We start from the raw sequence: 18,364 nt of genomic DNA on the forward strand, positions 1-18,364 counted from the left end.
GCGTTCACCTCTCCTCGCGCCGCTGGCGCGGCGCCCTCCACAGGCCACGGACCGACCGGCGGCGCCGGTCGTCGCCCTGTCCCCCGGCCAGCCAACGGCCGAGCCGCTCGCGGGCGGCGGGGTCGGCCGGTCGGCCCTCGGCCAGCAGCTGCCGGACGAAGGCGATGGCGTCCTGGTGGTATCCGCCGGTCAGCGGGTGCCGCGCGGCATAGCGGCGGGCCTCGGCGCGGTAGCCGTCGCCGAGGATCTCGGGGAGCTCGGGGGCGACCCTCGCCAGCACCCGGGCGCGTTTGGCGGCCAGCGCGGCGGACTGGGCCCGGAGGCGGCCGGCGTCGAAGCCGGCCGGCGGCGGGCCGCCGCCGGTGAGCGCGGTGAGCAACTCGGCCTGGGCGAGCGCCAGTCGGCGCCGGGCGGCGGCCGGCTCCGCCGGCTCGGCCGGCGGCGCGGGGGAGACGGCGGGCTCAGGCACGGCTCACCGTCCCGGACTCCACCACGGCGCGGATCGCGGCCAGTTCGGCGGCCAGCTCGGCCGGCGGCGGGAAGCCGTCGTCCCGCTCCAACATCACCCCGGGGGGCCGGACGCGGTCGCACAGCTCGCCGAGCACGTCGAGGACACGCGGCGGCACCGGGTGCGCGTGGCTGTCGTGCCACAGACCGTCCCGTTCGACGCCGCCCGCGACATGCACATAGGCGAGCGCGTCGAGGGGGAGCGCGTCCAGCGCCTCGGCCGGGTCCTCGCCCCGGTTCACCTGGTTCGTATGGAGGTTGGCCACATCGATCAGCAGCCGCACCCCCGTGCGCTCGACGAGCTCGCTCAGGAACTCGGCCTCGGTCAACTCCTCGTCCGGCCAGGAGAACAGCGCCGCGATGTTCTCCAGGGCCAGCGGCACCGGCAGCGCGTCCTGGGCGATCCGCACGTTGGCGCAGAGCACGTCGAGCGCGTCCCGGGTGCGCGGCACGGGCAGCAGGTGGCCGGCCTCGATCCTCGGCGTCCCGGCGAGCGGGCCACCGGCGCGGACAAAGGCGATGTGCTCGGTGACCAGCGGCGCCGCCAGCGCCTCGGCGAGCCCGGCCAGCGCCATCAGCCGGCCGGGCGCCGGGCGTTCGGCGCCGCCGAGGCCAAGCCCGATCCCGTGCGGGATCACCGTGGCGCCGCGCTCGCGCAGCCGGGCCAGCGGCGCGGGAACGTGGTCCGCGCAGATGTTCTCCGCGACCACCTCGACCCAGTCGATGTCCGGCAGGCCCTCGATCACGTCGGCCAGCTCAGGGCGCCATCCGATGCCCAACCCCAATGTGCCCACGGCACCTCCCCGTTCGCGCCGCCCGACGGTACCCGGCGCGCTGTTCCCTTCATCCCCCGGGGCGTGGGGACCAATCCGGTAACCGCTTGGATTTGAGGCATTCCAGAGGTTTGGCGCGGGGTTCCGCGGCGGGCGTCAGCGCAGCGCGCCGGCGTCCCTGGCGAGGGCGGTGAGCCGGGAGACGGCGCGGAAGTACTTCTTGCGGTAGCCGCCCTCCCGCATCTCCTGGCTGAAGAGCTCGTCGAACGGGGCGCCCGAGGCGAGCACGGGTATCTCGCGGTCGTAGAGCCGGTCGGCCAGCACCACCAGGCGCAGCGCCGTGCTCTGGTCGGGCACCGGGCGCACGCCGGTCAGACAGACGGCGCGCACCCCGTCGCAGAGCGCTCCGTAACGGCTGGGGTGCACCCGTGCCAGATGGTCGAGCAGCACGCCGAAGTCGTCCAGGGTGGCGCCGGGTGTGGACCGCGCGGTGGCGATCACCTCGGCGTCGGGACGCGGCCTCGGCGCCCGGGGCAGGCCACGGTGGCGGAAGTCCTCGCCGTCGATCCGCACCGGCCGGAACCTGGCGGCCAGGCCCTGGATCTCGCGCAGGAAGTCGGCGGCGGCGAACCGTCCCTCGCCGAGCCGGTCCGGCAGCGTGTTGGAGGTGGCGGCGAGCGCCACGCCCTCGGCGACCAGCCGGGAGAGCAGCGAGGACACCAGCACCGTGTCGCCCGGGTCGTCCAGCTCGAACTCGTCGACGCAGAGCAGCCGGTGGTCGCCCAGGGTGCGCACCGTCTCCCGGAAGCCGAGCGCGCCCACCAGGTTGGTCAGCTCGACAAAGGTGCCGAACGCCTTCTCCTCGGGCGCCGCCGGCGTGGCGTGCCAGAGCGAGGCCAGCAGATGGGTCTTGCCGACGCCGAACCCGCCGTCCAGATAGACCCCGCGCGGCTCGGCCGTCGGGGAGGGCCTGCGGCCCCAGGGCCGCCACCGCCCGCGCTGCCCGCCGGACGAGCCGCCGCCAGGACCGAGACCGGCGGCGAAGTCCTCCAGCACCTTGACGGCGGCGCGCTGGCTGGGCTGCTGGGGGTCCGGGACATAGGTGTCGAACCGGACGGTGTCGAAACGCGGCGGCGGCACCATCTCGGCCACCAGCCGGCCGGCCGGCACCTCGGGGTCGCGGGCGCTGAGGGCCGCCGGCTCGCCCTGGTGGTGGCCCTGGCGGTCGTCGGAGTGGGGTGCGCTGCTGGTGGACACGATCTCCCAGTTTACGCCAGATGGGCGGTCCTGGCCGGCCGCGCCCGGTGTGCCACACTGCCGCCCATGCGACGTCTGTTCCCCCCGCCCGAGGCGGCGGCCGTCCCGCTGGGCGAGCTCTCCACCCTTTCGGGTCTTTCCGGGCTTGCCGAGGCCTACGCCTACCCGGAGCCGGTCGCGTCCGACGGCTGCTGGCTGCGCGCCAACATGGTGACCTCGCTGGACGGCGCCGCGCACCACGAGGGGCGTTCCCAGCCGCTCTCAGGACCGGCGGACATGCGGGTGTTCGGGGTGCTGCGGGCGCTGGCGGACGCGGTGGTGGTGGGCGCCGAGACGGTGCGGCGGGAGCGCTACCGGCCGGCGCGGGCGCGCGCCGAGTTCGCCGAGCGCAGGGCTGCGGCCGGGCAGGCCCCCGCGCCCGCCATCGCGGTGGTCAGCGCCGGCCTCGACCTGGACTTCTCCTGGCCGCTCTTCACCGAGCCCGTGGTGCCCACGCTGCTGGTCACCGGAGCGAAGGCGCCGCCTCAGCGGCTGGCAGCCGCCGCCGAGGCCGGCGTCGAGGTGCTCTTCGCCGGGGATGGCGCGTGTGCCGAACCCGCCCTGATCAGGGCGGGGTTGGCGGCGCGCGGCTACCGCAGGCTGCTGAGCGAGGGCGGCCCGAGACTCCTGGGCGCGTTGGCCGGCGCGCGGGCGCTGGACGAGCTGTGTCTGACGGTCGCGCCCCGGCTTGCGATCGGCGCGGCACCCCGGGTGACGAGCGGCCCGGAGGTCCCGGAGCCGCACGCGTTCCGGCTCACCGACCTGCTGGAGGACGAGGGGTTCCTCTTCCATCGGTATCGGGCGGTCTGAGTGGGTCTGACAATCTGCGGAATGTGACGTTCCGCTTATCCTGGGGTGGGCAGACTGAAGGGCGCAACGCCGTGTCTCCCGCGGCCCGTGGTGGTCCTCCGCCGGGAGTGCGGACCTCGCAGACGAAGGGCGCAAATCGTGATCACGACGGTCCTGATGATCGAGAAGGCCATGGTGCCCACCGATGTCGAGATGGTCACCACGCTGCACGGTGACGAGTCGCAGTCGTTCGTGGTGCTGATGCAGCCGCGTGGCGAGCAGGACCAACTGCTGCGCGCCCTCGACGACGTGGCGCTCGGCGAGTTCGGGGACGCGGCCAGGGAGCCGGACGAGCCCGAGGGGGACGACGCGCTGCCCCCGGCGCGGCGCGGCCTCGAACGTTCGCTCGACGCGCTGCGCGCCACCGGCGCCGAAGCCGTCGGCCAGCTGATCGAGGAGCATCCCCTGGAGCTGCTCGCCTCCGTGGTGGAGCGGACCGGGGCCGACGAGGTGGTGGTGCTGACCGCCCCGCACTATGTGGAGGAGCTGTTCCACCGGGACTGGGCCTCGCGCGCCCGGCACAAGGTCGGCGTGCCGGTGCTCAAGCTGTTCGCGCACGGCGAGTAGCCCGACATGTCGGGCTGCGCCTCCCGTCCGCCGCCGGGTGCGACAATCGGGGCGCACACGCCTAGCAGGGAGACTCACGGATGACGACGGCGATCCCGCCCGCCATGGAACGACCGCACTTCATCGGCGTCGGCGGCGCCGGCATGTCGGGCATCGCCAAGCTGCTCGCCCAGCGTGGCGCGCGGGTCGGCGGCAGCGACTCCCGCGAGTCGGAGACGGTCGCCGCGCTGCGCGCGGTGGGGGTCGACGTCCGGATCGGGCACCGCGCCGACCAGCTCGCGCCCGACGCCAGCTGTGTGGTGGTGTCCAGCGCCATCCGGCAGGACAACCCCGAGCTGGTCGAGGCCGCCGGGCGGGCGCTGCCGGTGATCCACCGCGCGGAGGCGCTCGCCGCGCTGATGGCCGGGACGCGGGCCGTCGCCGTGGCCGGCACCCACGGCAAGACCACCACCACCTCGATGCTCGCCGTGAGCCTGACCGCCCTCGGGCTCTCCCCCTCCTACGCGATCGGCGGCGATCTGGACGCCCCTGGCTCCAACGCGGCCCAGGGCACCGGAGGCCTCTTCGTCGCCGAGGCGGACGAGAGCGACCGCAGCTTCCACCACTACCGGCCCGAGGTGGCCATCGTCCTCAACGTGGAGCTCGACCACCACGCCAACTACGCCTCGATGGACGAGATCCACGAGTCCTTCGAGACCTTCGTCGAGCGGGTGCGCCCCGGCGGCACGCTGGTGGTCAACGCGGACCAGGAGGGCGCCCGCGAGCTCACCTCCCGGCTGACGGGCCGCGCCGGGCTGAACATCGTCACCTACGGCGAGGCGCCCGACGCCGACGTCCGGGTGGTGCGGCTGCTGCCCAAGGGGCTGACCAGCGAGGTCACCGTCGTGATCGACGGCGGCGAGCTGACGTTCGACGTCGCGGTGCCCGGTCGGCACTACGCGCACAACGCCGTCGCCGCGCTGGCCGCCGGCGTCGCCGCCGGGGTGCCGGCCGCCGATCTCGCCCGCGCGCTGGGCGGCTACACCGGCGTGCGCCGCCGGCTCCAGCCCAAGGGCGAGGCGGCCGGGGTGCGGGTGATCGACTCCTACGCGCACCACCCCACGGAGATGGCCGCCGATCTGGAGGCGATCAGGTCGGGCGCGGGCGAGGGCCGGGTGCTGGTGGTGTTCCAGCCGCATCTCTTCAGCCGCACCAAGGAGTTGGCGACGGAGATGGGGCAGGCGCTGGCGCTCGCCGACTCCTGCCTGGTGCTGGAGATCTATCCGGCCAGGGAGGACCCGATCCCCGGGGTGACGAGCGAGCTGATCATCGAGTCCGCCCGCGTCCACGGCGCCACGGTCGAGGCGGTCGCCGAAATGGACGCGGTTCCCGACACCGTCGCGGGAATCGCCAGGCCGGGTGATCTGGTTCTCACCATGGGCGCGGGTGATGTCACCGAGCTGGGCCCGCGGATTCTGGCCCGGCTCGCCCCCTAGGTCCGGTTCCCGTCGGGCCGGCAGTCAGAAGTACGGAGGAGAGACCATGGCGTACAAGGTGGAGAAGTCCGACGAGGAGTGGCGCGAGCAGCTGTCGGACGAGGAGTACCGGGTGCTGCGCGAGGCGGGCACCGAGCCCGCGTTCACCGGCGAGTACACGGACACCAAGACCGCCGGGATCTACCAGTGCCGGGCGTGCGGGGCCGAGCTGTTCCGCTCCGACACCAAGTTCGAGTCGCACTGCGGCTGGCCGTCGTTCTTCGACCCGGCGGACAGCGAAGCGGTGGAGACCAGGTCGGACACCTCGCTGCCAGGACGGCCGCGCACCGAGGTGCTCTGCCGCACCTGCGGTTCGCACCTCGGGCACGTCTTCGAGGGCGAGGGCTACAACACCCCGACCGACCTGCGCTACTGCATCAACTCGATCGCGGTGCGGCTGGACCCGACCGGGGGCCCGGCGTAACGGAGGCCGTTCCGGCGGCCAACTCCTCGGCGGTGATGTGCCGTTCGTGGGTGCCATGGTGGGTGACCGCGAACGCGCCGGCGGTCAGGCCGGCGTGCACACAGCGCTCCAGCGGGGCACCGTCGAACAGGGTGTGCAGGAACGCGGTGGCGAACGCGTCGCCCGCGCCGTTGCTGTCCACCACGGGGCGCGGCGGCGTCACCGCGGGGAAGTGCCGCACCTCCCCGTCGCCGCCCGCCTCGGGCCCGGCCAGCAGATGGCAGCCGTTCGCGCCGTCGGTGGCCACCGCGAGGCGGGCCCGGCCGCGCGCCAGGATCATCCGCAGCACCTCGGGCACCCGGCCGGGGATCGAGGCGGCGCTCAGGAAGACGTGGTCCACGCCGAAGGCCCACGGATGGGTGTCCTCCCGCACCCCGTCCCAGTCGTGCAGATCGGTGGACGTGGTCACCCCGCGCCGCCCCGCCAGCTCGGCCAGCAGCGCCCGGTTGAAGTCGCTGCGTCCCACATGCACATGGCGGGCGCGGTCGACCAGCGGCAGCGCGACATCGGGGGGCAGCGTCAGGTCCGCCGGGTGCCGACCGTCGTAGAACGAGAACCGCCGGCCCTCGGCGTCCACCAGGTTGACGCTGCGCGGGGTGCCGGCCGGCGCGGGGAGCGTCACGAAGTCCAACCCGGCGGCGGCGAACCGGTCACGGACCAGCCGCCCGGGGACATCGTCGCCCAGATAGTCGAGAAGGGTCGTCGGCCACCCCAGCGCCTGGAACCCCAGGGCGTAGCCGGTGCCGGTGTGCGCGACGTAGTCCCTGATGGGCTCGACGTGCAGGGTGTCGCCCGGCGGCACGGCGAGCCGCTCGACCCGGACGATGGTGTCCACCCCCGAGCCACCCACGACGAGGATCCGCCCCCGCGCGCTCCGCCTCATCGCGTCGTCCTCCCGCTCTCCGACGAGCTGTCAGCGTACCCCTCAGGTGCGCAGCAGCACCTGGGCGGAGTTGGGCGGCAGCGCGACTTCCCCTCGGGGCGGCTCCTGGTGCGCGGTGGGGTGGGTGGCGGCCAGCGAGGTGAACGGGCCGGGGCCCAGCGGGAGCACCCTCGGCTCGGGCGCCAGGTTGACGGCCACGGTCAGCGGCCCGTTGTGCAGCACCAGCCAGCGGTCGGTCTCGTCGAACTCCACCCGCACCTGGTCCAGGCGCAGTCCGGGCGGCAGATGGCGATGCCGGATCGCGACCAGCCGGCGGCTCCAGTCGAGCAGCGCCGCCTTGGCGCCGTCCCGCAGCGGCTCGTCCCAGTCCAGGCAGGAGCGGTCCCGGGTGGCCGGATCCTGGGGATCGGGCACCTCGGTCGCCGTCCAGCCGTGCGCGGCGAACTCGCGCCGCCGCCCGTCGCGGACCGCGTCGGCCAGCTCCCGGTCCTGATGGTCGGTGAAGTACTGCCAGGGTGTGGTGGCGCCCCACTCCTCGCCCATGAACAGCATCGGTGTGAACGGACCGCACAGCACCAGGGCGGCGACCGGCGCCGCGCGCACCGGGCCGAGCAGGGCGGCGAGCCGGTCGCCCTGGGCGCGGTTGCCCACCTGGTCGTGGGTCTGGGCGTAGCCCACCAGCCGGTGCGTCTGGACCCCGGACCGCTCCAGGGGCCGCCCATGCCGTCGGCCGCGGAACGCCGAGAAGCCGCCGTCATGGAAGAAGCCACACGTCAGCGTCTTGGCCAGGGCGGCGAGCGGCGCGCGGGCGAAGTCCTCGTAGTAGCCCTGGGACTCGCCGGTCCAGGCGCAGTGCAACGTGTGGTGGAAGTCGTCGTTCCACTGCGCGTCGAGGCCGAGCCCGTGCGACGAGCGGGGCGCGACGGTGCGCGGGTCGTTGCGGTCCGACTCGGCGATCAGGAACAGCGGCCGGCGTTCCGCCTCCGCCAACGCCTCGACGGCCGCGGAGAGTTCGGCGAGCAGATGCTCGGCCCTGTCGTCCACCAGGGCGTGCACCGCGTCAAGCCGCAGCCCGTCGAGGCGGTAGTCCCGCAGGAAGGCCAGCGCGCTGCCCACGAAGTAGGCGCGCACCTGGTCGGATCCCGGGCCGTCCAGGTTGACCGCCGCCCCCCACGGGGTGTGGTGCCGCTCCGTGAAGTAGGGGCCGAACGCGGGCAGCCGGTTGCCCGAGGGGCCGAGGTGGTTGTGCACCACGTCGAGCACCACGCCGAGGCCGTGCCCGTGCGCCGCGTCGACAAAGCGGTAAAGCCCCTCGGGCCCGCCATAGGGCTCGTGCACCGCCCAGGGCGCCACCCCGTCATAGCCCCAGCCGTGCCGCCCGGGAAACGGACAGACCGGCATCAGCTGGACATGGGTGACGCCCAGGTCGGCCAGGTGGCCCAGGCGTTCGGCCGCGCCGTCGAACGTGCCGGCGGCGGTGAACGTGCCGATGTGCAGCTCGTAGAGGACGGCCCCGTCGAGGGCCAGGCCCTGCCACGAGTGCCGCCAGGCGAAGCCCGTCGGATCGACCACCGCGCTCAGGCCCTCGGGCCCCTCGGGCAACGCCCGCCCGCGCGGGTCGGGCAGCACCTCGCCGCCGTCCAACGCGAACCCGTACCGCGCCCCCGGGCGGGCCTCGGCCTCGACCTCCCACCAGCCCTCGCCACCGGGCGCCGGGCGCATGGGCCGGGGGCGGCCGTTCAGCTGGAGCGAGACCTCGCGGGCGTGCGGCGCCCATACCTCGAACACCCGGACCGCCTCGGACGCCTGGAATACCTCGGATACCTCAACCGACATGGCATCCATGCTGTGCCGCCCGGCGGGCTCAGGCCAGACCCCCCGCCGGGCGGCGTCAACGACGCGGCACTAGTCCGCGGTCATGCAGTAGCGGTGTTGTGCGATCGGATAACCGGCCCGGGCGAACGAGGCGGCCATGGCGCTGTTGCCCACGTCGGTGGCCGCCGCGATCCGCTGGGCCCCCTCCGCCACCAGGGTGTGGGTGCACTCGGCCAGCAGGTCGTAGCCGTAGGAGTGCCCCCGCTGCTCGGGCACCACCCCGATCAGCCCCACACAGGGCCCAGCCGGGTTGTGCCCCGGGATCTGAATGCCCACCAACTCGCCCTCGGGGGTGTAGGCGAGCCGCAGCGCCGCACGACCAGAGGGGAGCCAGTCGATGAAGTCCATCTCGGACTGGGCCGCCCCGTCGGGGCCGTGTCGCTCGATGGCCCGCAGGGCGTGGTGGTCCCTGGTGTCGCTGTGCACCCGGCGCAGCACGTCGAAGAGCACCGCGTCGTCCGGCTCCGGCCGGAACTCCAGCCGCCGCGGGCGCTCGGGCAGCCCGTTCTCGGGGGTCCAGACATAGCGGAAGCGCTCGGTCAACGTCTGGTAGCCGGCGTCGGTCGCGGCCTCGATCCTGGCCTCGGCCGCGGCCAGCGTCGCCGGGTTCTCGCGCCAGTCGGGGGGCAGGATCAGCTCGTACTCGGCGTCGAACGGGGTCGCCTTGAGCAGGGCCACCGCCGCCTCGCGGTCGGTGAAGTCGAACCAGTCCAGCGCCTTGGGGCGCTCGTCCGTCTCGGCGCCCCAGTAGGCCACGCGGGCCACCACGGTGTCTCCGCGCAGGGCGAGCCAGGTCCAGTCGGGGCGGTACTCGCCGCCGGCGGCGACGGTTTCGAAGCGGTCGTACGGCGGCGACAGCAGCGCGCGGCCCACCAGGCCGGGGTCCGACAGGGTGTGGAACAGGGCGGAGGTCTCGTCGTCAGCCAGGGGGCGAATGACCAGATCGGTCATGGGGGTCCTTCCGGAAAGGCGTCACGCGCTTCCGGTCAGCCAGACGAACGCCCAGATGAGAGGCGGCGGAAGCACGAGTGATCAGTACGGTTCACGATGTCCGCCTCCTTCCCAGTCCGTTGGGCGTCGCACGCACATTAACCGATCATCGGGACGACGGCAAAGGAGATGTGGACAGCCGGGCTGACCGTCACCGAGAATCCCGGCATGACCCCGCCCGAGTCCGAAGCTCAGCAGCCGCGCATCTCCGACGCGGACCGGGAGCAGGCGCTCGACGTGCTGAGGGAGAGCATGGCCGAGGGGCGGCTGTCGCCCGACACCCTGCTCAGGCGGATCGAACGCATCCTGGCGGCCCGGCACCCGGACGAACTGGTCGCGGTCCTGGGCGATCTGCCGGAACGTCAGGTGGAGCCGCCCAGGGGCTGGCTGCTGGGCTCGGTCACCCGGATCTCCGCGTTCCACCAGCGCCTCCGGCTCGCCTGGCGCGCGGAGCGGCTGCCGCAGCTGGTGCTGCCGGCTCCTGGGCCGAGGCCGCTGGCCATAGGGCGCGCCTCGGGATCGGGACTGCGGCTGAACGACGCCAGCGTCTCCCGCTACCACGCCCAGCTGCGCGGCACCGCCGCCGGCTGGACGCTGCGCGATCTGGGCTCGGCCAACGGCACCTGGGTCAACGGGCGCCGCGTCGTCGACACGATCCCGGTCCGCGCGGGGGACCAGGTCCGCTTCGGCGCCGTCTCCTACCGGCTGGCGCCCCGCGAACCCCAGCCCTGAGCGGCCCCTCCCCGGCACCCGGAAACCCCGAAGCCGGCCTGTCGCCCTAGCGGGGGCTGGGAGGTGGGACGACAGGCCGGAGTTCGGGGGTGCTACCGCGCGGGCGGGCGGCTCAGCCGGCCGTGCCGGACAGCAGCTGCTGGAACGCGGTCCTGGCGGCGGCGCCGGTGCTCACCGCGGTGGCGTGCGACGCGGCCTCGGTGTGGTGGGCACCGTGCTCCCCGTGCTCCGCGTGCTCCCCGTGTTCGAGGTCGAGCGGCGCGGTGAACTCGTTCATCACCTCGGGGGAGGCGGCGGTGTCCCCACCGGGGACGGTGACCTCGCCGTTGCCGCCGTCGAAGACGACATCGGAGCAGCCGTAGAAGGTCTCCTCGCTGTCGGAGCGCTCCCACACGGTGTAGATGATGTGCTGTCCGGTTTTGCCCGAGGGGAGTTGGGCGTCCCAGTAGTACTCGGACTCGGCGTCGCCCACGCCACCCCGGTAGGGCGGGTCGGTCTCGGAGTGGAACGGTGTGTCTTCGAGGTCGTCCCAGGTGAGGGGGGTGGTGGGGTCCCAGCCGTCGACGGTGACGTACTGGTGGAAGGTGCCGGGGTGGTGGGCCCAGGGGTTGTAGGTGAACTCCCAGTCGGCACCCGAGGTGAGGTGGGTGGTGGGCCAGTCCTCGTGGACGAGGTCGAAGCCGGAGAAGTCGTAGACGGTCGCGCCGCCGCTGCAGAGCTGGCCGTCGGGGATGAAGCCCTCGGTGCGTCCCGCGCCGTCCGAGCGGAGCACGGCGAACCAGTTGTAGAACGCGTTCTGGCCACCCTCCTCCAGGGCCGCCGCGCACGCGGGGTTGGCCGGGTCGATGGCGCCGGTCTCGTTGACGCCGTACTTCCAGCACAGGTAGGTGCGGCTGCCCGGGTCCATGGGCGCGCCGTGCGCGGCGGCGCTGCCGCCGGTGAACACCACGGCCGTCATGGCCGGCAGGCTGGCGGCCACGGTCAACAGGCCGAGCTTCCGCAGGGCTCCTCGGCGCTTCTTCTGGTCTCTCATCGCGTTGCGTCCCTTTCGCCGTGATGAGGTGGGGGGTCAACCAGGAACCTGTGGGAGCGCTCCCAATTCGGGACGGTAGTGCCAAGCGGAGGCGCGTGTAAAGACATGTGCGTTACCTGATCGCGACCGACCCGGCCGTCCGATCCGGTCTGCCGCCGGGCCGGAGCCGGGCGCCGGGCGGGGCGTTCGGTGCCGTACGTCGACGGAAAACCCGGCGACAGCGGGAGGCCGGCACGCTAGCGTGCGCCGGCATGGTTCCCTCCCTTGAACGTCCCCCGTTCCAGGCCGACGAGCGCACCGCGCTGGTCGGCTGGCTGGAACTCCAGCGGCGGATTCTGCGATGGAAGTGCGACGGCCTCAGCGAGGCGGACGCGCACCGCTCCGTCGTCCCGACCTCGCCGGCGATGACGATCGCCGGGCTCATCCGCCATATGCGATGGGTCGAGCACACCTGGCTGGAGGTGGTGTTCCTCGGGGGAGACGGGGCGGGTAACCCGTCCTTCGACGAGACGGAAGACGACGAGGACGCCGACTGGCGCACCGACGGCGCCACGTTGCGGGAGCTGCTCGCGGACTACGAGGCGCAGTGCGCCCGCAGCGACGAGATCGTCGCGGCGGCCTCCCTGGACGATGTCGGCCGCAACTCCGAGTACCGCGCCGGCCAGGCCAACCTTCGCTGGATGCTCATCCACCTCATCGAGGAGACCGGACGGCACGCGGGGCACGCGGACATCGTGCGGGAACTGCTCGACGGGACGAAGGGGTACTACTAGAGCCGGGTGACCTGCCGGCGGGCCCATAGGGTTGACGGCCATGACGGACATGCGGAACAGGATCGAGATCACCGCGGAGTTGGTCCGGGGGCTGCTGCGTGATCAGCATCCCGATCTGGCGGATCGGCCCCTGGCGCTCGGTGCGCGGGGTTGGGACAACCAGCTGTGGCGGCTCGGCGAGGATCTCGCCGTCCGCCTGCCCTGGGCGACGCTCGCCGCGGACGCCTTGGTGCGCAAGGAGTACGACTGGCTGCCGGCCCTGGCCCCACGCCTCCCCTTGCCGGTGCCCGTCCCACGGCGTCTCGGTCAGCCGTCGGAGCGGTTTCCCCGGCCCTGGATCGTCACCACCTGGGTGCCGGGTGAGCCGGCCGACCGTGCCCCCGTCACGCGGGGCGAGGAGGCGGCCGACGCCCTGGCCGCCTTTCTGACGGCTCTGCACGGGCCCGCCCCCGCCGGGGCGCCGGCGGGGCGCGACCGTGGGGGGCCGTTGGCCGACCACGCCGGCTCCCTCGTCGAGCACCTCGCGTCGGCCGTCGAGCTGGGGCTGATCCCCGACCCGGACGCCGTCCGCGCGGTCTGGGAGGACGCCGCCGCCGCGCCCGACTGGGCGGGCCCCGCGCTGTGGATCCACGCCGACCTGCATCCGGCCAATGTGCTCACCGCTGACGGCGCCATCCGTGGCGTCATCGACTTCGGCGACCTCTGCGCCGGCGATCCGGCCTGGGATCTCTCCGCCGCGTGGACGCTGCTGCCGGACGGTGTCCTGGACCGTTTCCACGCGGCCTACCGGCCGGCCCCGGACGCCGCGACCCTGCGGCGGGCCCGGGGCGTGGCGGTGTCACGCGCACTTGTCGGCATCCTCATCGGGGACGCCGGCGTGCACGGCCGTCCCGGCGGCAAGGCCAGTTGGGGTCCGCCGGCGCGGGCCGCGCTGCGACGCCTCGTCGCGACGGCCGGCGGTTGACCCCGCGGTCAGTCCTGGTTGACGAGGAGCGCGACGGGGCGGGTGGCGAAGAGGAGGGCGAGGGGGGTGGCGTCGGTGTGCCGGTCGCCGCTGAGCTGTTCCCGCCAGTCGCCGGGGGGCAGCGCGAGATGGGTGTCCGTCCAGCCGCCGGCGGTGGTGGTGAGGCGGTGGGAGAGGCGGGTCGCGGCGACGACGACGCGTTCGCCCCTGCGGAACGCCACGCAGTGGTCGGCCGCCGCCCCCTCGGCGAACAGCGGCTCATAGCCCGCGCGTTGGTCGAACCACTCGGGGTGTCGGCGGCGCAGCCGCAGCGCGGTGGCGGTCAGCCACAGCTTCTCGTCGGCCAGGTCGAGGCTCTCCTCCGGGGCGTCGTCGCCGCCGAGCGCGTCGAGGGCGGCGAGCCGGGCGACGGGCGGTGACACCGGGCGGCGGTTGTCCGGGTCCACCAGCGCCAGGTAGTGCCCCTCGCTGCCCCGGTAGATGTCGGGCACCCCGGGCATGGCCAGGTGGAGCAGCGTGGCCGACAGCACGTTGGCCCGGATCGCCGGGGCCAACCGCAGGGCGAACTCGGTGAGTTGCTCGAAGGGCTGGCCGCAGGGGCCGGCCAGCACAAAGCGTTCGACGGCGGTCTCGTACTCCTCGTTGGGCTCGGTCCAGCTGGTGTGGAGGGCGGCCTCGCGGACCGTCTTGAGCAGGGTGGCCAGCAGCCGTTCCCGGTCCTGGCCGCCCAGGCCGAAGGCCGTCTGCCAGGTGGTCCAGGCGAGGTGCGGATCCGGTGGCCTGACCCCGGTGGCGGCGGTCGCCTCGGTGACCTGGGTGACCAACGCGGCCCAGTCCCTCGGGCGTTCGGTCAACGTGGCCTGGGCGGCCCGGACATCGCCGCTGCGCTTGGTGTCGTGCGTGGTCAACACCGTGCCGGTGAGCGGCCAGTCGCGTTGCAGGCGGGCGCAGAAGGCGTGGAAGGCGGCCGGTGGCAGCGCGGGGGAGCCGGGGTCGTTCCCGACCTCGGCGGCCGAGAGCAGCGGGGCATAGCGGTAACCGGCGGTGTCCTCCACGGCCTTGGCGCGCAGCGCCGACGACACCTGGGCGAACCTGACGCGGAAGTCCGTCCGGTCCTGGCCCTCGCCGAACCGGCCGAGCGCCAGATCGCGCACCGTTGCCACGGCGGTGGCCTCGGCGGGCACCTGGAACGCGGCGCGTGCCCCGTCGGCCGCCGTGGCCAGCAGCGCCTCGTCCACCGGGGACGGCGGGGCCTCGCCCGTGACATAGGGGCGGTAGACGGGCAGCCGCACCAGCAGCTCGATCAGCGCGGTGCGCAGCGCCCACGGGGCGTGGTCCCGCTGGCGCAGGCCGGGGATCTCGCGGCAGACCCGGAGGGCGGTGCGCAGCAGCCGTTCGCGCTCGGCGACCAGCTCGTGGTTGATCATGCGGTAGGCGGCGCGGCGCACCGTGGCGTCCCAGGCGCCGCCCTGGTCCGGTGGCGCGCCGGTGAACGCGCGGTAGTGCTCGGTGAGTTCGGTCCACCCTTCGGGGTCGATGAAGAGGGCGTCCAGGTGTCTGAGGGCGTCGTAGCCCGTGGTGCCCGCGATCGGCCAGACGCCGGGCAGCTGTTCGCCCGAGGCGAGGATCTTCTCGGCCACGATCCAGGCGCCGTCCGTCGCCCGGTGCAGCCGGCGCAGATAGCCCCCCGGGTCGGCCAGGCCGTCCGGATGGTCGACGCGCAGCCCGTCGATCACCCCCTCGTCGAGCAGTCGCAGCACCAGGGCGTGGCTGGCCTCGAAGACCTCCGGATCCTCCACCCGGACGCCGATCAGATCGCTGATGGTGAAGAAGCGGCGGTAGTTCAGCTCGCTGCGCCCCAGACGCCACCAGGCGAGGCGGTAGTGCTGGGCGTCCAGGAGATCGGGCAGGGGCAGCTCCTCCGTGCCGGGGTTGAGGGGAAAGCGATGCTCGGCGTAACGGAGCGTACCGTCGGTCACTGACAGTCGCCCCAGCTCCTCGCCCAGCGGCCCGCCCAGCACGGGGAGCAGCAGCCGGCCCTCGCCCGCGTCCCAGTCGACGTCGAACCAGGGGGCGGTCGCCGCCGTCGGCCCGTTCCGCAACAGCTCCCAGAGCGGGGCGTTGGCGCTGGTGTCGGCGGGCAGCGCCATGTGGTTGGGCACGATGTCCAGGACCAGGCCGAGCCCGTGCCGGCGCGCGGCCCCGGCGAGTTGACGGAGCCCGTCCTCGCCGCCCAGCTCGGGGCGCACCCGGCGGTGGTCGGTGACGTCGTAGCCGTGCTCGGAGCCGCGCACCGCGTCCAGCACGGGGGAGAGGTGGAGGTGGGAGACGCCGAGCGAGGCCGCGTACGGCACCAGCCGCTCGGCGGCGGCGAACGGGAACTCGGGGCCGATATGGAGTCGGTAGGTTGACGTGGGCACCCGTGCTGGCGTCATGCGCTTCGCCTGCCCCGGGCCGACGGACGGCAAGCGCGGGGGATTCCGGATCTTGCTGCGTGGTGGGGACGTGCCACAGTAGGCTTCCTTGATCCATCAGTGGCGCGGAAGGTGGTACGAACGGTGGGCTCTTCGGGCCTGGAGCTGCCATCGGGCAACGGCGGCGAGGCCGCCGAGGCGGCGGCCGGGGCCGTTCCGGTACCGCGCCCCATGGAGATGGGGGCCGATCTGGAGTGGAGCGCGGAGGACTGGTCGGAGGTCAGGCTGCGGGTGGAGCGGGCCGGGCGCGCGTATGTCTGGCTCAACCTGGTCGAGCAGCGGCTGCGGTCCGTGGTGGGCGCGGTGCTGCGTCCGGTGTACGAGCCGGTGCACGGCCCCGAGTGGGAGATGGCGGCGGCCGGCCCGACCGGCCAGGAGTGGGTGCAGCGCGCCGCGGCGCTGCGCGAGGTGAGTCGCCGCAAGGGGCATCTGCTGGATCCTGCCGATGACACGGTGCTCGCCTTTCTGACCCTGCCTCAGTTGCGTGAACTCATGGTGCAGCACTGGCCGTGCTTCGCGCCGTATTTCGACAACCGGCGCGAGGTGGAGCTGACGCTGGACGAGCTGGAGGTGGCGCGCAGCGCCGTCAGCCGCAACCGGGGTATCAACCGGGCGGTGCTGGAGCAGGCCGAGCGGGGCTGCTCCCGGCTGCTCAGGCTGCTGGACTCGGGCACCCCGCCGGCGGACGGGCGGCTGCCGGCCGATGTGGTGGAGCAGCTGGTGGGCGACCGGTTCACCGATGTGGCCGGGGTGCATCCGGACCGGGTGCGCCTCCAGCGGCAGCTGCCGGCCGAGGAGCTGTTCGCCGGGGCGCGGCGGTTGGACGCGATGGGCATAGGGCTCGGCCTGCTGGTGCAGAACTACCCGGGGCGGCGGTTGGCCCGGCTGGCGGAGTCCGGCTGCCGCACCCGGCTGCTCTTCCTGAACCCCGCCAGTGGCGCCATGCGCCGCCGCGAGCGTGAACTCAGCCTGAAGCGGGGTGAGTTGGCCCGCGCGGTGGAGACGAACATCCTCCAGGTCCGGCGGATCCGCGCCCGGCTGCGGGATCAAGAGGCGTTCGAGATCCATGTGTTCGACGAGACGCCCAGGTTCAGCGCCTACTTCGTGGACGGCGACGGTGCCGACGGGGTCGCGGTGATCCAGTCCTATCTGCGGCGAAGCCGTGGGGTGGAGACCCCGGCGCTGGTGCTGCGCCGCGCCGGGCGGGAGATCGTGCAGCGGGACTCCCCGGCGGCCGACGGCGAGCTGAGCCTCTTCGAGACCTACCGGGAGGAGTTCGAGTGGGCCTGGGAGCACTCCCGGGCGGTCTCCTGACGCGGGCCGCTCAGCCCGGAGCCGGGTCGGTGGCCAGGCGGGCGTGGGTCTCGACGTCGTGGCGGACGGCGCCGTAACGGAGCTTCGCGCGTTGCCGCCCCTCCGCCCGGTAGCCGGCGGCCAGGGCCACCCGGCAGGACGCCGGGTTGTCCATCCGGTGGCCCAACTCCAGACGGAACAGCTGGAGTTCGTCGAAGCACCAGGCGCTGAGCGCGCGCACGGCCGCCGTCGCCACGCCCCGGCCCTGGGCGGCGGGGACGGTCCAGTACGCCACCCAGCCGCTGTCGTGCACATGGTTGACCTGGCTCACGGAGACACAGCCGAGCAGGCTGGGCCCCTCGGTGACGGCCCAGGAGAAGGCGCTCTCGTCCGCCCACCGCTGCTCGGCCCGGCCGATCCACCGCCCGGCCGCCGCGTCGTCCACCTCGCCGCTCTCCACGGTTGAGCCGAACTGCCGGTACATTCCCGGTGCGTTGAAGGCGTCGCGGACGGCCGGCAGATCGCTCTCGGCCCAGCGTCGCAACAGCAGCTCGGCCCCGGCCGCCGAGCCGGCCCTGAGTTGGTCGTTCATCCGGCCGAGCCTAGAGGGCTCGCCCGGGGCGCCGCCGGCGGGGCTCAGCGGACGCGTTGTTCGGCGAGGTCCGGCCAGGACTCCACGTCGGCCGGGGTGAAGTGCCTGATGGCCCAGTCGACCATGCGCAGGCTCATATGGGCCCAGGCGGGCCGCAGCACCTCGTCCGGCAGCGTGTCGAGGATCGCGTCCAGACGCCGGGCCACGGCCGGGTCCATGTCCTTCCCCTGGACGCCGAAGCGCAGCGTGACCAGGTCGAACCGGTGATCGCCACGGGCGGCGCCGTCCCAGTCGATGACTCCGGTGATCGATCCCTCGGCGGCCAGCAGGTTGCCGGGGTGGAAGTCCTGGTGCACGGCGTCGGGGCCCTCCAGAAGCGTCGGGCAGTCGGCGCCGACGGCGGCGACCCAGCCCTCAAGTGCGGCGGCCCTGCGGTTGTGCCGGCGCAGGGGCTCGTGCAGGCAGTAGCCCGGCCCGTCCGCCCGCAGGTGCAGGGCCACCGCCGGGATGTCGGGGCGGTCCGCGAGCCGTCCTGCCTGCGCCTGGTTGAGCGCGAGCGCCTGGTCGAGACCGTGCTGGTCGAGCCGGTCGACCTTCGTGCCGGGCAGCAGCTCCTGCACGGTGACCACCGCGTCGTCCACCTGGGCGACCAACTCGGTGGCCGGCGCCGGATAGTCCGCCAGCCGCAGCGCCTCGACCACCGCGAGCGGTCCGGCCCGCATCGCCGTCGCCCGACTGCCCGGCCGCCACTTGAGGACGGAACGGTGGCCGTCCGGCCAGCGCAAG

The 18,364-nt window shown here is 73.8% G+C and carries 16 protein-coding genes and 1 pseudogene; 8 read left to right on the forward strand and 9 right to left on the reverse strand.

Features of this window, described 5'->3' with window-relative positions; translation table 11 throughout:
- Positions 1 to 4: 4 nt before the first annotated feature.
- Positions 5 to 1,301 (reverse strand): annotated as a pseudogene (locus tag K4G22_RS25340) (MbnB/TglH/ChrH family RiPP precursor modification enzyme).
- Positions 1,302 to 1,436: 135 nt separating this feature from the next.
- The gene (zapE, locus tag K4G22_RS25345; RefSeq protein ID WP_228082671.1) at positions 1,437 to 2,537 is read right to left on the reverse strand and encodes a cell division protein ZapE; all 1,101 of its coding nucleotides are present in this window, start codon (positions 2,535 to 2,537) and stop codon (positions 1,437 to 1,439) included.
- A 66-nt stretch (positions 2,538 to 2,603) separates the two neighbouring features.
- Here zapE and K4G22_RS25350 point away from each other — a divergent pair, with 66 nt between their 5' ends.
- From K4G22_RS25350 to msrB, 4 genes are all read left to right on the forward strand, one after another.
- On the forward strand, positions 2,604 to 3,386 hold the full coding sequence (locus tag K4G22_RS25350; protein WP_228082673.1) for a dihydrofolate reductase family protein: 783 nt from the start codon (positions 2,604 to 2,606) through the stop codon (positions 3,384 to 3,386).
- A gap of 138 nt (positions 3,387 to 3,524) precedes the next feature.
- On the forward strand, positions 3,525 to 3,992 hold the full coding sequence (locus tag K4G22_RS25355; RefSeq protein ID WP_228082675.1) for an indole-3-glycerol phosphate synthase: 468 nt from the start codon (positions 3,525 to 3,527) through the stop codon (positions 3,990 to 3,992).
- An 80-nt stretch (positions 3,993 to 4,072) separates the two neighbouring features.
- A complete protein-coding gene (gene murC / locus K4G22_RS25360; RefSeq protein WP_228082676.1) occupies positions 4,073 to 5,467 on the forward strand; it encodes a UDP-N-acetylmuramate--L-alanine ligase in 1,395 nt (464 codons plus the stop codon).
- Positions 5,468 to 5,513: 46 nt separating this feature from the next.
- A complete protein-coding gene (gene msrB / locus K4G22_RS25365) occupies positions 5,514 to 5,930 on the forward strand; it encodes a peptide-methionine (R)-S-oxide reductase MsrB (protein ID WP_228082677.1) in 417 nt (138 codons plus the stop codon).
- Here the strand turns inward: msrB and K4G22_RS25370 are convergent.
- The 3 genes from K4G22_RS25370 to K4G22_RS25380 all read right to left on the reverse strand — a co-directional run bounded on the left by K4G22_RS25370 (position 5,884) and on the right by K4G22_RS25380 (position 9,678).
- Positions 5,884 to 6,852: a carbohydrate kinase family protein gene (locus tag K4G22_RS25370; protein ID WP_228082678.1), complete on the reverse strand. Its 969-nt coding sequence runs from the start codon at positions 6,850 to 6,852 to the stop codon at positions 5,884 to 5,886. The two genes, msrB and K4G22_RS25370, sit on opposite strands and share 47 nt — an antisense overlap.
- Positions 6,853 to 6,894: 42 nt before the next feature.
- A complete protein-coding gene (gene treZ / locus K4G22_RS25375) occupies positions 6,895 to 8,688 on the reverse strand; it encodes a malto-oligosyltrehalose trehalohydrolase (RefSeq protein WP_228082680.1) in 1,794 nt (597 codons plus the stop codon).
- Between the two features lie 69 nt (positions 8,689 to 8,757).
- The gene (locus K4G22_RS25380) at positions 8,758 to 9,678 is read right to left on the reverse strand and encodes a GNAT family N-acetyltransferase (RefSeq protein WP_228082682.1); all 921 of its coding nucleotides are present in this window, start codon (positions 9,676 to 9,678) and stop codon (positions 8,758 to 8,760) included.
- 207 nt (positions 9,679 to 9,885) lie between these two features.
- Between K4G22_RS25380 and K4G22_RS25385 the strand changes: the two genes are divergently transcribed.
- Entirely contained in the window at positions 9,886 to 10,449 is a 564-nt protein-coding gene (locus K4G22_RS25385) for an FHA domain-containing protein (RefSeq protein ID WP_228082683.1), read from the forward strand.
- Between the two features lie 112 nt (positions 10,450 to 10,561).
- On the opposite strand, the gene K4G22_RS25390 is transcribed toward K4G22_RS25385, so the two are convergent.
- Positions 10,562 to 11,482 carry a lytic polysaccharide monooxygenase auxiliary activity family 9 protein gene (locus K4G22_RS25390; RefSeq protein WP_228082684.1) on the reverse strand — a complete coding sequence of 307 codons (921 nt, stop codon included), beginning with the start codon at positions 11,480 to 11,482 and terminating at the stop codon, positions 10,562 to 10,564.
- A gap of 251 nt (positions 11,483 to 11,733) precedes the next feature.
- On the opposite strand from K4G22_RS25390, the gene K4G22_RS25395 reads away from it, so the two are divergent.
- Both K4G22_RS25395 and K4G22_RS25400 read left to right on the forward strand, forming a co-directional pair.
- The gene (locus tag K4G22_RS25395; protein ID WP_228082685.1) at positions 11,734 to 12,255 is read left to right on the forward strand and encodes a DinB family protein; all 522 of its coding nucleotides are present in this window, start codon (positions 11,734 to 11,736) and stop codon (positions 12,253 to 12,255) included.
- Between the two features lie 40 nt (positions 12,256 to 12,295).
- Entirely contained in the window at positions 12,296 to 13,219 is a 924-nt protein-coding gene (locus K4G22_RS25400) for an aminoglycoside phosphotransferase family protein (RefSeq protein ID WP_228082686.1), read from the forward strand.
- 8 nt (positions 13,220 to 13,227) lie between these two features.
- Here K4G22_RS25400 and treY read toward each other — a convergent pair whose 3' ends face one another.
- On the reverse strand, positions 13,228 to 15,654 hold the full coding sequence (gene treY / locus K4G22_RS25405; RefSeq protein ID WP_228082687.1) for a malto-oligosyltrehalose synthase: 2,427 nt from the start codon (positions 15,652 to 15,654) through the stop codon (positions 13,228 to 13,230).
- A gap of 123 nt (positions 15,655 to 15,777) precedes the next feature.
- Between treY and K4G22_RS25410 the strand changes: the two genes are divergently transcribed.
- On the forward strand, positions 15,778 to 17,007 hold the full coding sequence (locus K4G22_RS25410; protein ID WP_228082688.1) for an SAV2148 family HEPN domain-containing protein: 1,230 nt from the start codon (positions 15,778 to 15,780) through the stop codon (positions 17,005 to 17,007).
- A gap of 10 nt (positions 17,008 to 17,017) precedes the next feature.
- On the opposite strand, the gene K4G22_RS25415 is transcribed toward K4G22_RS25410, so the two are convergent.
- Together K4G22_RS25415 and K4G22_RS25420 are read right to left on the reverse strand one after the other, a co-directional pair.
- Positions 17,018 to 17,578 (reverse strand): GNAT family N-acetyltransferase, encoded by a 561-nt coding sequence (locus K4G22_RS25415; protein WP_228082689.1) that lies wholly within the window; start codon positions 17,576 to 17,578, stop codon positions 17,018 to 17,020.
- 44 nt (positions 17,579 to 17,622) lie between these two features.
- Entirely contained in the window at positions 17,623 to 18,300 is a 678-nt protein-coding gene (locus K4G22_RS25420; RefSeq protein ID WP_342399149.1) for a phosphotransferase, read from the reverse strand.
- Between the last annotated feature and the right edge of the window lie 64 nt (positions 18,301 to 18,364).

The organism is Streptomyces profundus (assembly GCF_020740535.1).
Classification (GTDB): domain Bacteria; phylum Actinomycetota; class Actinomycetes; order Streptomycetales; family Streptomycetaceae; genus Streptomyces; species Streptomyces profundus.

Excerpts from the sequence above, each read along its gene's own strand:
- K4G22_RS25370 (WP_228082678.1), bottom strand. The coding sequence starts at position 6,852 with ATGAGGCGGAGCGCGCGGGGGCGGATCCTCGTCGTGGGTGGCTCGGGG.
- K4G22_RS25350 (WP_228082673.1), top strand. The coding sequence starts at position 2,604 with ATGCGACGTCTGTTCCCCCCGCCCGAGGCGGCGGCCGTCCCGCTGGGC.
- K4G22_RS25415 (WP_228082689.1), bottom strand. The coding sequence starts at position 17,578 with ATGAACGACCAACTCAGGGCCGGCTCGGCGGCCGGGGCCGAGCTGCTG.
- murC (WP_228082676.1), top strand. The coding sequence starts at position 4,073 with ATGACGACGGCGATCCCGCCCGCCATGGAACGACCGCACTTCATCGGC.
- K4G22_RS25385 (WP_228082683.1), top strand. The coding sequence starts at position 9,886 with ATGACCCCGCCCGAGTCCGAAGCTCAGCAGCCGCGCATCTCCGACGCG.
- K4G22_RS25420 (WP_342399149.1), bottom strand. The coding sequence starts at position 18,300 with ATGCGGGCCGGACCGCTCGCGGTGGTCGAGGCGCTGCGGCTGGCGGAC.
- K4G22_RS25390 (WP_228082684.1), bottom strand. The coding sequence starts at position 11,482 with ATGAGAGACCAGAAGAAGCGCCGAGGAGCCCTGCGGAAGCTCGGCCTG.
- K4G22_RS25400 (WP_228082686.1), top strand. The coding sequence starts at position 12,296 with ATGACGGACATGCGGAACAGGATCGAGATCACCGCGGAGTTGGTCCGG.
- K4G22_RS25380 (WP_228082682.1), bottom strand. The coding sequence starts at position 9,678 with ATGACCGATCTGGTCATTCGCCCCCTGGCTGACGACGAGACCTCCGCC.
- treZ (WP_228082680.1), bottom strand. The coding sequence starts at position 8,688 with ATGTCGGTTGAGGTATCCGAGGTATTCCAGGCGTCCGAGGCGGTCCGG.
- msrB (WP_228082677.1), top strand. The coding sequence starts at position 5,514 with ATGGCGTACAAGGTGGAGAAGTCCGACGAGGAGTGGCGCGAGCAGCTG.
- K4G22_RS25395 (WP_228082685.1), top strand. The coding sequence starts at position 11,734 with ATGGTTCCCTCCCTTGAACGTCCCCCGTTCCAGGCCGACGAGCGCACC.
- treY (WP_228082687.1), bottom strand. The coding sequence starts at position 15,654 with ATGACGCCAGCACGGGTGCCCACGTCAACCTACCGACTCCATATCGGC.